Source organism: Prevotella sp. SGI.167 (genome assembly GCF_050313615.1).
In the GTDB taxonomy this organism is placed as follows: domain Bacteria; phylum Bacteroidota; class Bacteroidia; order Bacteroidales; family Bacteroidaceae; genus Prevotella.
On the sequence record NZ_JBNPLT010000027.1, the window covers coordinates 1 to 14,094 of the forward strand.

Genomic DNA, 14,094 nt, shown 5'->3' on the forward strand with positions numbered 1-14,094 from the left:
GTTAGGCCTTTGCTTAGTTTATAGCTAATTTTCGATTGGTTGTTCTCATAGCCATCCAAATATGTGCCAGTTTCGTTTTGATGACAAAAATAACGGGTATTATTCCTAGACTCAAGTTTCGCATGTAAGCTCCACACGCCCTGAACCAACGGTCACCGGCCGAAGGGAAAGGTAAAGGGCAGAAGCTCCTAGCCCGTTCTTGAACCACATGCGAAAGTTCAGTCCTAGATAAATGCACAACAAAAATAATGTATGTATTAATTTTAACTTCATAAGCTCTATTTCTTGAATTCAATAGCTAAAGTGGTGCACCAGTAAATTCGTGTGTCTATAATGTGGAATCATGGAGAAAATTTCGTATCTTTGCACCTGAAGTAGAGAAAACTGGATGGAAGATTCTGGCGACGGTGGATAGAAAGCTACTTTCAAAAACACTCCTCACTCTTCACAAATATACCGTAAATAGTTAATATATAGCTGTTTAGGTGTGTGAAGAGTGGTGGTCTACTCTTCACCACTCTTCACCACTCTTCACTCCGACAGGAAGTCGCCGTTACATCTCTGTCTTCGAGTTCCCGTCGGAGAGTTTATAGACAACAGTTCGGTCATCAATTATGACCAGCTCTATGCACAAATGATGTATGAGCTTCATGATAAGTTTGAGTACGTGTGAAGAGTGGTGAAGAGTTGTGAAGAGTGGATTACCACTCTTCACCTCTCGCAACCCCAGTGTTTATCGGGGTTTCAGGCTAATCCGTGAAGAGTGAAGAGTAAAAACGAGAGTAAGGTTTTTCACGGGCAAAACCACGCTTCCAGCAGCCGGAAAGCATATTCCGAATGGCGATGGTAGACCTCCCGAAATTTTTCTCCCGACGCATTATTTTGCGCCCGGAAATGGCAAAAAGTTGCCCCAGTTGAGGGCAATATTGTGCCATAGTTAGGCAATAAGTGGAATGAGCCTCTTTTTAACTCGTCAGGACTATCATGACGACTTCCCGGAGGCTTTCCTGCACCTCGTAAGTACCAAGAGAGCTAAAATCTTATTTGAATATATCTCAAGTTCTTCCTGTTTAGACTTACTCAAGTTTCGCATGTAAGCCCCACACGCCCTGAAAGGGCAGAAGTCCCTAGCCCAGGGCAGCGCCCTGGGTAATTACGGACGCAAACCTGTCGCCCTGTAAGGGCAAAAGCTTTAAAACTCCAGACAAAACATAAAGCTTTAGCCCTTACAGGGCGCCTTGCTGATTGCCATTATACCCAGGGCGATGCCCTGGGCTAGGAGCTTTTAGGCCTTCAGCCCGTTCTTGAACCACATGCGAAAGTTCAGTTTTTTATTTAATCTTGGATAATTAATAGTTTGCTTATTAAGCTTAACTAGCATTTTATTGTTCATCACTATCATATTTCTTTATTTATTGTTTTTGTACATTTCATCAAGTTTTTTAACCCACATCAAAGTGATGGTATCTTTTGGAGGGATATTGTAGATTTCAACCAAGACATTTCTTAGGTCTTTGTAAATGGTATCGTTAGGGTGATATTCATTCATAAGTAAACCATAGAAAATGTCTTCTTTTTTTAAATGCCCGCCAGATAATTCTTTAAGTAATTCATAGTCTTTTATGCTCTTCTCTTTAATAATTGCAGATTTTATCTTGTTAATATTCCATTGAGGGATGACTGGTTGCTTTACTCCCAAATTCCATTCAAACTTAGGGCGTGCTTGAAAAATTCCCCCCAAAAACAAACCTATAATGATGCCTAAGGCAACATTATGCATATTTCTTATTTTGTCCATTTTATCTTATAAATTTCGTTTATCTTATTCTCATAGAATTTTGCTTTTCTCTGATTTCTTTCGAATAATATTCCTTTTTCGTAATATTCCTTTAATTGAAAACAAGAACTTGAACTTCCGTTTTTTGCCCCATACAATAAGTAATATCTCATCATTTCAGACAATAATAAAGTGTTGTTCTTTTTAAAATCTTTAATAGCGCCGAAAATATTATAAGAAGCTTCGGGATAAGAATATTTGTCTGCCATGATTAATGCATAATATAAGAGTTCTTTAGAACCATTATGAATACTTCCATAATGATATAAGAGTTCTGTATATGAATCTTCGTTTCCATATAGAAGAACAGAGTCTGAGGTAAGTTTAAATTCAACAGAATCCAATATGAATACATTTCTGCTATTGGTAACAATGTATTGCTCATCCGTTTTTGTTGTACTATTTTTAAGCAAACAAGCATTAAAAAATGAAAGAGTAAATCCTAATAAAATACCTAATACAAGTTTTATTTTTTCCATACATTTATATTATTAGATAGTTCCTTTATTAAATTAAATTTTATTCTAGGGTATATAGAGCCAGGGTGGTCATGTGTCCCATATGTCAATGATTTAATTTCTCTACCAGTTTTAACAGCATCGGCAGATTGCATGACTGGCATCTGAGGCAATGCGTTGGTCATTGCCGTTAGCGTATATAGGACAGAGTGCTTGTTTCCCTCAGCATCATATACGTAACTAGCTTTCCTTCCATCATTATATAATATTTTCTGTGGCAAGTTGTTGATGTCGTATGATATCGAGCTAATCCCCTTGTTCTTGTCCATCACCATGTTGCCATAGCTGAGGTTGGCACGATGATTACCATCCGCTCCGAATGTTGGAGCGGAGAGGAAGATGTTGAGTGCTATAAATAATATCTTTTTCATGACTTCACAATATATACTTTTAAACTGTTGCCAAGTATGGAACATTCTAAGTTCCAAACCAAATTGCGAATAACGCAATTTACATGGCTTGTCGATTTTAGAACCTTTTCAAATTCATTTTTCTCTTCTTGTGAGAATTCATTCCATTGTATTATGTTTATGCTATCAACTAAAGCATCAAATGGGGAGTTGTATTCTTTCTCCACTTGGAAATCCCAATTCTTATAAAAAACAAATATTTTAAATAAAAATGAAGAATCGCAATTTTGCTCACGTTTAACGATATACAGTTCTATATGGATGCCATTTACTAGATATGATTCATGATAAAAATTCGTCATATAACTTCTGGCATTCATAACATATTGTTTAAATTCGCGCAAATCAAATTTTATATCTTCGATAAGCTTCGTCTTGGATTTAATACCAATATAAGGATAAGAAAGATGTTTTGCCCAACAGAGAAGAAGATTGTACTTGTTTTTACAAGATTTTAGTCCCACTCTTATATCTTGCTGCTCTCCAAATTCGGTTATAATTATATACTTTTCCATTGTTTAATGTCCTTTAGGGGTTCTACTATGATTTTCAATGAGCCCATATTTGTTGTCATCTTGCAAGCCATGCCAACAAAAACAAGCATCGGATTTTTACTTTACCAATCATAGGTTTGTTGTTTGTTGTTATATTATGTGTAGCCAATACGATACTATCGTAATTTTGGCTTAGTATTTCGCTTGCAAATATAATAAAAAACCGTAATGTATTTGCAGAACTCCTTATTAATTAAGAAAAATTTAACTTGTTTTTTTAGAAAATGGCTTTCATTCGTAAGCGTCTTCGCATTTTTCAGCATAAAAGTTTGGAAAGTACGCAAAATAGTGTTATTTTTGCACAAAGAAACAAATAAATATAAAAGATTATGAGAAAAAACGTATTACTGATTGGAGCCATGCTGATGGCTTCCATGTCTATGATGGCGCAGACCAAGGGGGGCGGCATCAGTCAGTCTGCTCTTCAGCAGATGGAGAAGAACCATGCATGTGCTGCACACAAGGCTCTCTTTAATGCTGTTGCTAACAACAATATCGATGACCTGGTAAAGAATCATGCCAATGAGGCTCCTGTTGATACCCATTTCAGCATCGAGACTCCTTCTCAGAGCATTCATAATCAGAAGAGTTCGGGCCGTTGCTGGATGTTTAGCGGCTTCAATGTGCTCCGTTCCAACTTTGCTGTCAACGACAAGCAGGGTAGAGTGGTGGAGTATTCTCAGGATTATCTCTTCTTCTACGACCAGTTGGAGAAGGCTAACCTCATGCTTCAGGGGGTCATTGACCTCGGTAAGAAGAGCATCGAGGATCCTCAGGTGCAGTTCTTCTTCAAGAACCCTCTCAACGACGGTGGTACTTTCTGTGGCGTTGCCGACCTGGCTAGCAAATATGGTCTCGTGCCTATGAGTGCTCAGCCAGAGACTTTCTCCAGCAACAATACTTCCAAGATGAGCCGCCTTATCAGCAGCAAGCTCCGTGAGTATGGTTTGGAACTCCGCAAGATGGTAGCTCAGGGAAAGAAACCTGCTGCTATCCAGGCTCGTAAGACAGAAATGCTGGCTCAGGTTTATCGCATGCTCAGCCTTACTTTGGGCGAGCCTGTGAAGGAATTCACTTATGCTTTCCGTGATAAGGATGGCAAGCAGATTGGTGAGGCTAAGAAGTATACTCCTAAGAGTTTCTATGAGGAGACGGTTGGTAAGGATCTCAACGGCACCTTCATCATGGTGATGAACGACCCACGCCGTCCTTATCACAAGACATACGAGGTAGAATACGACCGTCATACCTATGATGGTCATAACTGGAAGTACCTGAACCTGCCTATGGAGGAGATAGCCCAGCTCGCTATCGCTTCCCTGAAGGATGGTCATAAGATGTATTCAAGCTATGATGTGGGCAAGCAGCTCGACAGAAAGCGTGGCTATCTGGCTCTCGATAACTTCGACTATGGCAGCCTCTTCAATACAACATTCCCAATGAATAAGGCTGACCGCATCGCTACTTTCGATAGCGGTTCTACTCATGCCATGACTCTGACTGCCGTTGATCTGGATGCAGCAGGCAAGCCTGTGAAGTGGAAGGTTGAGAACAGCTGGGGTGCTGACAATGGTTTTGGTGGATGCTTCATCATGACCAACGATTGGTTCAACGAGTACATGTTCCGCCTGGTAGTAAACAAGAAGTATGCTTCTGAGCAGCTCTTGAAGGAATTCGACCAGAAGCCAACCATGCTGACTCCAGATGATCCTCTGTTCCAGTTGGAAGACTAATACCTATTTATATTATGTTAGAGAAAAATAAGCGTGAGCGCATCATCGCGCTCGTCAACAAGGAAGTTGTGCCTGCCATCGGATGTACCGAACCGATGGCTGTGGCGCTCTGTACAGCTAAGGCTGCTACTACTTTGGGTAAGCGCCCTGATCGCATCGAAGTACTCTTGAGTCCAAACATGCTCAAGAATGCGATGGGTGTGGGTATTCCCGGTACTGGTATGATAGGCTTGCCTATCGCCGTATCGCTCGGTGCCCTTATCGGAAAGCCGGAGTATGAACTTGAAGTTCTCAAAGACTTGACTCCTGACAGTCTGGAGCAGGGCAAGCAGTATATCAAGAATGCTGAAATCAACATCAAGTTGAAGCAGGGCGATGTAGATAAACTATATATAGAGGTGAGCTGCTATGCCGGTGATGCTCAGGCTACAGCTATCATTTCCGGTTCGCATACCAACTTTGTTTATGCTGAGCGCAATGGCGAGGTGGTATTCGATAAGCGTGGTGGTACTGCCGGCGATGAGGCTGATGACGACATCCTACTCAATTTCCCGATGGTTTACGAGTTTGCAACAACAGCTCCGCTTGATGAAATCTCTTTCATCCTCAAGACCAGGGAATATAATATAAAGGCTGCCGAACTGAGTATCAAGGGCAACTATGGACATTGTCTCGGTAAGACAATGGATCGCCCTTTGAGTCATGGCATCTTCGGTAATAACATCTTCTCTCACATCATCTCCAGTACCGCTTCTGCTTGCGATGCCCGTATGGGTGGAGCCATGATTCCGGTGATGAGTAATAGCGGTAGCGGCAATCAGGGAATCTGTGCTACCAACCCTGTTGTGGTATATGCTCTGGAGAATGAGAATACTGAGGAAGAAATGATCCGTGCCTTGATGCTCAGTCACTTGACGGCTATCTATATCAAGCAGAGCTTGGGAAAACTCTCAGCTCTATGTGGTTGCGTGGTAGCCAGTACGGGCAGCAGTTGCGGTATCACCTATCTGATGGGTGGTGATTATACCCGCATCTGCAATTCTGTCAAGAATATGGTGGCAAACCTTACAGGTATGATCTGCGATGGTGCCAAACCTAGCTGTGCCTTGAAGATTTCTTCGGGTGTCAGTACCGCCCTGCTTTCCGCTCTTCTTTCGATGGAAGGCAAATGCGTGACATCGGCAGAGGGCATCGTAGATGATGATGTGGATAAATGTATTCACAATCTTACAAGTATCGGTGCCGATGCGATGAGAGCAACCGACGATATGGTGCTTGATATCATGACACATAAATAATGAAGAGTGTCTTTTTTACATTCTTTATCAAAAGGCTCGCAAGAAACACCTCTTGCGAGCCTTTTTTGATTGTTTTTTGGGGCTATTTTACTTAAAAAGATTTAAAAAACTGACATTTGTTGCCTTAAAATCTTAACCGTATTAAAAAATAACGTATCTTTGCAACAGCTAACTGAAATATAAAAATATAACGTAATAAATAAGAAACCAAATAACAAATTTTTAAACTCTATCTTATGATAAGACAACTATTCACAGTAAGTACTATGATTATGGCTCTTGGAATGGCTCCAGCCCAGGCTTATGGGGGAACTCGTATCCAGGAAACTAATCAGTCCAAAGATGGACAATGCACTGGTACCATTATCGACCCTACAGGGGAGCCTGTAATTGGTGCTACAGTCACAGTTAAGGGAAAGCAAGGTGGAACCATCACCGATTTCGATGGTAAGTTTGCTCTTTCTGATGTAAATCGTGGTGCAACTATCTGTATCAGCTACATTGGCTTCGAACCAGTGGAGATGGTATGGAAGGGTGGTGAAATCAATTTGACCATGAAGGAAGACAGCAAGACCCTGAACGAGGTCGTTGTTGTCGGTTTCGGTACTCAGAAGAAGGTAAACCTCACTGGTGCCGTTTCTACCGTTGATTCCAAGACTCTCGGCGCTCGCCCAGTCAACTCTGTTGTTGATGCTCTTCAGGGTGCAGTAGCCGGTATGAACTTCTCTACACCAAGCAGCGGTGGTACTCTTAATTCAACCAAGTCTTTTAACATCCGTGGTACAGGTACTATCGGTGCCGGTTCTTCTGTTTCTCCACTCGTGCTCATCGACGGCATGGAGGGCGATATGAACGCACTCAACCCACAGGACATCGAGAACATTTCTGTATTGAAGGATGCTTCTGCTTCTTCAATCTACGGTTCACGTGCTGCCGGTGGTGTAATCCTTATTACTACCAAGAGTGGTAAGAAGGGTAAGGCTTCTATTAACTACAACAACTCTTTCCGTTTTGATTCTCCACTCAACATGCCGGAGATGATGGACTCTTACACATGGGCTAAGTACATGAATGATGCTTCTGTTGCTAGTGGTGCAGGTATCTGGTTTACAGATGAAAAACTCGAGCAAATCAAGAAGGCTCAGAGCGATCCTACCATGCAGAAGATGTTCAAGAACAGCAACAACCGTTGGGAGGTTTGGGACAATACGCCACTCTTGCCTATTGGTAATACCGACTGGCTCAAGGAGCAGTTTGGTACCAGCTTCTCTCAGGAGCATACCTTGAGTATCAATGGTGGTGATGATCGTTTGCAGTACTATGTATCTGGCAACTATCTCAACCGTGGTGGTCTCCTCCGTCATGGTGATGATAGTATGCAGCGCTATACTATGACAGGTAAGATCAATGCACAGATAACCAAATGGTTGCGCATGACCTACAATACCCGTTTCTCACGTCAGGACTTCGATTCTCCTGGTGATTTGATCAATGGTACAGATGTGTTCTTCCACAATATGTGCCGTTATTGGCCTATTTTGCCAACTACCGATCCTAATGGTAACTGGTTGCCAGAGTCTTATATCGGACGTCTTCAGAATGGTGGCCGTGCCAAGAACCAGGCAGACCGTCTCGCACAGCAGCTTTCTTTTGTTGCAACACCTGTAAAGGGTCTGACTCTCAATGCTGAGTTGAACTATCGTATTGTTACACAGTTCAATCACCGTGACTGGCAGACCACATACGGCTACGACTGCGATAATAATCCATACGTAGATAGCAACGCCACATCAAGCGTCTATGAGTATTCATTTAAGTCAAACTATTTCAACCCTAACCTCTTTGCAGAGTACAGCCATTCGTTTGGCGATCACAATATGAAGGTAATGGGTGGTTTCCAGAGTGAGTGGTTCCGTCAGCGCAATATCACAGCGCGTCAGAACGGTATCATGTCTGGTCTTCCTACTCTCGATACAACAACCACCAAGCCAAGTGTAGGTGGTGCATATAACTCATGGACTACAGCCGGTTTCTTCGGTCGTATCAACTACGATTATGCAGGCCGTTACCTCTTCGAGGCTAACCTCCGTTATGATGGATCTTCACGTTTCCTCCGCGAGAACCGTTGGAACTTCTTCCCATCATTCTCTGCAGGTTGGAACATTGCCCGTGAGAAGTTCTGGGAGCCATTGACTGATTACGTAAACACATTGAAGCTCCGTGCTTCTTGGGGTCAGTTGGGTAACCAGAATACAGATAACTGGTATCCTTTCTATCCAACCATCGGCTTCTCTTCTCAGGGTGGCAACTGGTTGATTAATGGCGCTAAGCCAAATACCGCTTCACAGCCAGGTCTCGTGTCTTCTACTCTTACATGGGAGAAGAGCCGTACATGGGAAGTTGGTCTCGACTGGGGTGCTTTCAATAACCGCTTGACGGGATCGTTCGGCTACTATCAGCGCAAGACATTCGACATGGTAGGTCCTGCTCCTGAGTTGCCTGTTATCCTCGGTGCCAATCCTCCAAAGGTGAACAACCTTGATATGACATCTAAGGGTTGGGATCTCCAGATTGGCTGGCGTGACGTAATCGGTGAGGTAAGCTATGGTGCATCTCTCGTATTGAGTGATAACCAGGTGGTCATCGATAAGTATCCTAATCCATCCAAGAACCTCGGCTCATACTATGCTGGTGCTAAGCTCGGTGACATCTGGGGTTATACCACAATCGGTATCGCACAGAGCCAGAAAGATATGGATGCACACCTCGCAAAGGTTAACCAGAGCGCACTCGGAAGCGGCTGGACTGCAGGTGATATTATGTATGCCGACCTCGATGGTGATGGTTATGTTAATACTGGCGAGAATACAGCTGATAAGCCAGGTGACAGACGCATCATCGGTAACTCTACTCCTCGCTATAACTTCGGCTTGAACCTCGATGCAGCTTGGAAGGGCTTTGATATTAAGGTATTCTTCCAGGGAACCCTCAAGCGTGACTACGCAGCAGGTGGTGCCGTATTCTGGGGTGCTATCGGTCAGGGTAAGTGGCAGGCTACCGGCTTTAAGTTCCACGAGGATTACTGGCGTGAGGACAACAAGGGTGCATACTACCCACGTGCAGACTGGGGTGGTGGCCGCAACATCAAGACTCAGACCCGCTATCTGCAGAATGCAGCTTATGGCCGTTTGAAGAACCTCACCATCGGTTATACCTTGCCAAAGTCAATCACAAGCAAGGCTTATATTGAGAATCTTCGCTTCTTCGTATCTGGAGAGAACCTCTTCACCATCACTAACTTCACAGAGGCAGGTGATCCAGAGCTGATTGGAGCAGGTTATGGCGGTGAGATTGGTAAGACATATCCATTGTCAAAGACATTCTCATTTGGTCTTAGTGTAACATTCTAACTTATCATTTATAGAAAGGAAACAATTTATGAAAATTAAATATATTTCAATGCTCTTATTGGGCGCGACGCTCGGTCTGACAAGTTGCGATGACTATCTTGACAAGGAGCCTGAAAGCAACGTGACACCTGCGTCTTATTTCACAAGCGCAGACGACCTGGCGGCCTACACCGTGAATCTCTATGGTGTATTGACAAGTATCAATCCGGGTAGCTATGGTATGAGTACCTTTGCTTACGATAATGATACAGATAACCAGGCGGGAACCGGTTATTCTAACCGTTGGGTTCCTGGAAACTGGAAAGTAGGTCAGAGTGGTGGTGCCTGGGATTTCGGCAACATCCGTTCGGTGAACTATTTCTTGGATCAGGTGTTGCCAAAGTTCGAGGCTAAGCAGATTGGCGGTAATGAGAGTCATGTACGCCACTATATTGGTGAGGCATACTTCCTCCGTGCTTACCTTTATTTGGACAAGTTGCAGTCTCTTGGCGATTTCCCTATCGTGCTCACAGCTCTTCCTGATGACAAGGAGACTCTTGTTGAGGCTTCAAAGCGCCAGCCACGTTATAAGGTAGCTCAGCAGATTCTCGATGACCTTGACAAGGCGCTCGGTCTTCTGATGGAGTCAGCCCCTGGTGGCAAGAACCGCATCTCTCGCGATGCAGCCCTCTTGCTCCGTTCTCGTGCTGCTCTCTTCGAGGCTACATGGGAGAAGTATCACAAGGGTACTGCGTTTGTGCCAGGTGGTCCAGGTTGGCCAGGCAAGGCTGAGGATATCCAGGGATTTGACATCGATTCTTCCATCAACCACTTCCTCGATGAGGCTATGAAGTCTTCTAAGGAATTGGGTGATAAGCTCGTTGATAACCTTGTAGAGAATACGGATACTCCAGAGGGACAGAATGCTAGTTTGGCAAGTATCAATCCTTACTACACCATGTTCTGTGATAAGGATATGAGTGGCTATAGCGAGGTTTTGATGTACCGTGCTTTCGATAAGGACAAGGCTAACGTAACTCACAACATCCAGATGCAGCTCCAGCGTAATGGTGGTGGTACTGGTTGGACACGTGGATTGGTTAACTCATTCCTCATGCGCAACGGTCTTCCTATCTATGCAGCAGGTTCAGGTTACAACCCTGAGTGGGAGAACCAGGGCATCAAGGCTACTCTCCAGGATCGTGACTCTCGTATCCAGATATTCACCAAGATGGATGGTTCTGTAGAGAACTATACAAGTGATGGTGCTAATACCGTTGATCTCTCTTGGACAGTAAAGGGTAACAATGAGACTCGTATCGTTACCGGTTATGCTGTGAAGAAGGGTAAGAACTATGATGTTCTGCAGCAGCTCAACCACGACTATGGTCAGAGTGGTAGCATTGTATTCCGTGGCACAGAGGCTCTCCTCAACTACATGGAGGCTTCCTGGTTGAAGAACAATACTATCGACGCCACAGCTGATAAGTACTGGCGTGCTCTCCGCACCCGTGCCAAGGTTGATCCTGATTACAACAAGACTATCGCAGCTACCAACATGCAGAAGGAGGCTAAGTGGGACTTCGGTGCTTACTCTCATGGTCAGTTGGTTGATGCTACTACTTACAACATCCGTCGTGAGCGTCGTGATGAGTTCATCGGGGAGGCTTCCCGTTGGGAGGACTTAATCCGCTGGCGTGCTTGCGACCAGGTAAACGGTTACCAGATTGAAGGTATGAAGTACTGGGGTACTGTGTATGAGGGCACATGGCGCGATGGTGATACCGACCTCGCTAAGGTTGATGTTGAAGGTGGTAAGGGTAATATCAGTAGTAAGGACGTTAGTGGTGACTACATCCGTCCATACCAGATTTCTAAGATTAACAACCAGGTATTTGATGGTTATCACTTTACTCCTGCTCACTATCTGTCTCCTATCGCACAGAGCGTGTTCCGTCAGACAGCTGAGGGTGACCAGACAGATCTTACTACATCTGTTGTTTACCAGAATCCAGGTTGGCCATTGATTGCCGGTCAGGGTGCAACTGACGTTAAGTAAAGCGTGAAAACGTATTCAAGCTTATGTCTTGAACTCAAGACATAAGATACTAAAAAGGCTCGCAAGAAGTTTTTGTTTCTTGCGAGCCTTTATTATGTCTTTATACGAGTGTTGCAACGATTTCCTCACGGGTACCTGGCAACATATCGATGACAGGAATCTCTGGCATGGTGTAGCAACCTGGCTGGAGACGGAATGAAGCGCGAGCCACGTTAACCAATACCTGAGCAGTGAGGGCAGGGTTGTTGATGCTCATGTTGAACTCGAAGCGCTGGTTCTGAGTCTTGCCAGATACACCCTTGCGAACGAGGTTCACACCGTGACCCATATCCTTTACATCATCTACTGATGCTACGGCGAATACGTGAGTCTCATCGTGAGCGAAGTATGGGTCAGCCTTGATCTCTGCTGTTACATCCTCAAGTTTGGCGCCTTCCTCCAACTCTACATAAACCATACGGCGGTGGATACCCTCACCCAATGGGATGGTTACAGAGAGCGCTTCCTTTACACCCTTCTTGCTACGAACGCAAACTGAGTGTCCCATGCTCATACCAGGACCGAAGTTGGTATAAGTCAATCCCTTTGGAGCCAGACTTTCCATCAATACACGTACGATAGAGTCAGAACCTGGGTCCCAACCGGCTGAGATTACGCTCACCTTGCCAGCCTTCTTGCAGTTCTCCATCTGCTTGGTGCGGTAGTCGAGGATGCTGGTGTGGATATCGAAACTATCTACGGTGTTGATGCCGAGTGCAACGATCTTCTCTGCATACTCAGGGCAAGAGCGGGTAGGAGTAGCGAGGATAGCAACATCTACATCCTTCAACTTGGTGATGTCATCTACTACCTCATAGTTAGCCAACTCAGCTGGTTTGTCCTTAGCACCCTGGCGACGAACGATACCTGCAATCTCGAAATCTGGAGCGGCTTCGAGAGCTTCTACTGTAAACTTACCGATATTGCCGTAACCTACTACGGCTGCTCTAAACTTTTTCATTTGATGTATTTATTTCTTTTATATTGTTGTTTATTTTGAATAATTCCTTCTAGATATCTATTTCCGGTTGCAAAAGTATAGCTTTTTCTTGAAATACGTGACGTTTTAATAGATTTTTAACTCATAAAACTTGCAAAAGGTAATAAAATCATAGTTTCTAGGTAGAATGACGGGGGAATTGTAAGGGTTCTAGAACAGATTCCTTACAGTTTCGTGATTTCAGGGATTTAAGAGAATGCCTTAGTTCTTCCTATTCTGTTTGTCGATGGATAATGAGTGATTTCTTTTCGCTCCTGATGAAATTAGCTTCTATCCTTTATGGAATTAGTTCCTACTCTTAAGGGAAATTGTTTCTACTCTTAAAGGAAATTGTTCCTGTACCTAATAGAATTCTTCGTTCATAAGTTTTGAATGTAGGTTCAAAAGTTTTGAATGTACGTTCATAAGTTTTGAATGTCGGTTCAAAACTTATGAACGGAGATTTCTTCTAGTTCTAAAAACAATTTCCATAGGGGATAAAGGCTTTTTCTTATAGGGGTGTCGGCAATATAATCCAATGCCAGATACAATAAATTCCTATTCCGTGCGTTCATATTATTATAATTAATTTATGAAAGAGGTATAACCAAGTGTTTAAATAGTAAGGAGAAAATTAAAATGATAGAATATATTCATGGCGATCTGACCGAACTGACCCCGGCAATGGCAGTAGTAGAGACTGCCGGAGTGGGTTACGGACTCAATATTTCGCTCAATACCTATACTGCCATTCAGGGCAAGCAGGAAGTAAAACTCTACGTGCATGAGGTTTTGGTGGCAGGTGGAAGAGATGACTCTTTCACCCTTTTCGGTTTCGCCTCCAAGCAGGAGCGCGAACTCTATCGCCAGCTCATCACCGTATCGGGTGTGGGAGGCAATACGGCGAGAATGATTCTCTCGTCGATGTCGCCAAGCGAACTGTGCAACGTGATTTCATCGGGCAATGACAAGATGTTGAAGGGTGTAAAGGGAATCGGACTCAAGACAGCCCAGCGTATCATTCTCGATTTGCGGGATAAGATTGTGAGTCTGGGCATCGCGGATGAGCTCCCTGCCAACGGAGGCAATGTTGTGATGGTGAACAATGATGTGAAGGATGAGGCTGTGAGTGCCCTTACCATGCTAGGTTTCTCTCCGGCTCCTTCTGCCAAGGTGGTTGTCGACATCTTGAAGGCTCAGCCAGATTTGCCGGTTGAGCAGGTTGTGAAGTTGGCTCTGAAGCAAATCAAGTAGTTGCGGTAAGAGAGAAAATTAAAT

At 43.9% G+C, this 14,094-nt stretch carries 11 protein-coding genes; 6 read left to right on the top strand and 5 right to left on the bottom strand.

Annotated features, from left to right (window positions below):
- Positions 1-499: 499 nt before the first annotated feature.
- Positions 500-673 carry a hypothetical protein gene (locus ACQRBJ_RS12375; RefSeq protein ID WP_293631262.1) on the top strand — a complete coding sequence of 58 codons (174 nt, stop codon included), beginning with the start codon at positions 500-502 and terminating at the stop codon, positions 671-673.
- Positions 674-1,408: 735 nt separating this feature from the next.
- On the opposite strand, the gene ACQRBJ_RS12380 is transcribed toward ACQRBJ_RS12375, so the two are convergent.
- The 4 genes from ACQRBJ_RS12380 to ACQRBJ_RS12395 are packed head-to-tail and all read right to left on the bottom strand — an operon-like array spanning position 1,409 to position 3,280.
- Entirely contained in the window at positions 1,409-1,798 is a 390-nt protein-coding gene (locus tag ACQRBJ_RS12380; RefSeq protein WP_439431924.1) for a hypothetical protein, read from the bottom strand.
- Complete coding sequence (locus ACQRBJ_RS12385) at positions 1,786-2,316, bottom strand: hypothetical protein (RefSeq protein ID WP_445303785.1); 531 nt, start codon at positions 2,314-2,316, stop codon at positions 1,786-1,788. The genes ACQRBJ_RS12380 and ACQRBJ_RS12385 overlap by 13 nt, the downstream gene beginning before the upstream one ends.
- The gene (locus ACQRBJ_RS12390; RefSeq protein ID WP_445303786.1) at positions 2,304-2,726 is read right to left on the bottom strand and encodes a hypothetical protein; all 423 of its coding nucleotides are present in this window, start codon (positions 2,724-2,726) and stop codon (positions 2,304-2,306) included. Before ACQRBJ_RS12390 ends, ACQRBJ_RS12385 begins: the two co-directional genes overlap by 13 nt.
- Positions 2,723-3,280 carry a hypothetical protein gene (locus ACQRBJ_RS12395; protein ID WP_445303787.1) on the bottom strand — a complete coding sequence of 186 codons (558 nt, stop codon included), beginning with the start codon at positions 3,278-3,280 and terminating at the stop codon, positions 2,723-2,725. Before ACQRBJ_RS12395 ends, ACQRBJ_RS12390 begins: the two co-directional genes overlap by 4 nt.
- A gap of 368 nt (positions 3,281-3,648) precedes the next feature.
- Between ACQRBJ_RS12395 and ACQRBJ_RS12400 the strand changes: the two genes are divergently transcribed.
- The 4 genes from ACQRBJ_RS12400 (at position 3,649) to ACQRBJ_RS12415 (ending at position 11,798) form a co-directional block, all read left to right on the top strand.
- On the top strand, positions 3,649-5,052 hold the full coding sequence (locus tag ACQRBJ_RS12400) for a C1 family peptidase (RefSeq protein WP_294698990.1): 1,404 nt from the start codon (positions 3,649-3,651) through the stop codon (positions 5,050-5,052).
- A 14-nt stretch (positions 5,053-5,066) separates the two neighbouring features.
- Positions 5,067-6,350, top strand: a complete 1,284-nt coding sequence (locus tag ACQRBJ_RS12405) for a serine dehydratase subunit alpha family protein (RefSeq protein WP_445303788.1) — start codon at positions 5,067-5,069, stop codon at positions 6,348-6,350.
- 236 nt (positions 6,351-6,586) lie between these two features.
- Positions 6,587-9,760, top strand: coding sequence for a SusC/RagA family TonB-linked outer membrane protein (locus ACQRBJ_RS12410; protein ID WP_445303789.1), 3,174 nt, complete (start codon positions 6,587-6,589; stop codon positions 9,758-9,760).
- A 28-nt stretch (positions 9,761-9,788) separates the two neighbouring features.
- Complete coding sequence (locus ACQRBJ_RS12415) at positions 9,789-11,798, top strand: RagB/SusD family nutrient uptake outer membrane protein (RefSeq protein ID WP_445303790.1); 2,010 nt, start codon at positions 9,789-9,791, stop codon at positions 11,796-11,798.
- Between the two features lie 100 nt (positions 11,799-11,898).
- On the opposite strand, the gene ACQRBJ_RS12420 is transcribed toward ACQRBJ_RS12415, so the two are convergent.
- Positions 11,899-12,798 carry a diaminopimelate dehydrogenase gene (locus ACQRBJ_RS12420; RefSeq protein WP_117728532.1) on the bottom strand — a complete coding sequence of 300 codons (900 nt, stop codon included), beginning with the start codon at positions 12,796-12,798 and terminating at the stop codon, positions 11,899-11,901.
- 657 nt (positions 12,799-13,455) lie between these two features.
- On the opposite strand from ACQRBJ_RS12420, the gene ruvA reads away from it, so the two are divergent.
- A complete protein-coding gene (gene ruvA, locus ACQRBJ_RS12425; protein ID WP_294968874.1) occupies positions 13,456-14,070 on the top strand; it encodes a Holliday junction branch migration protein RuvA in 615 nt (204 codons plus the stop codon).
- The last annotated feature ends 24 nt before the right edge of the window (positions 14,071-14,094 follow it).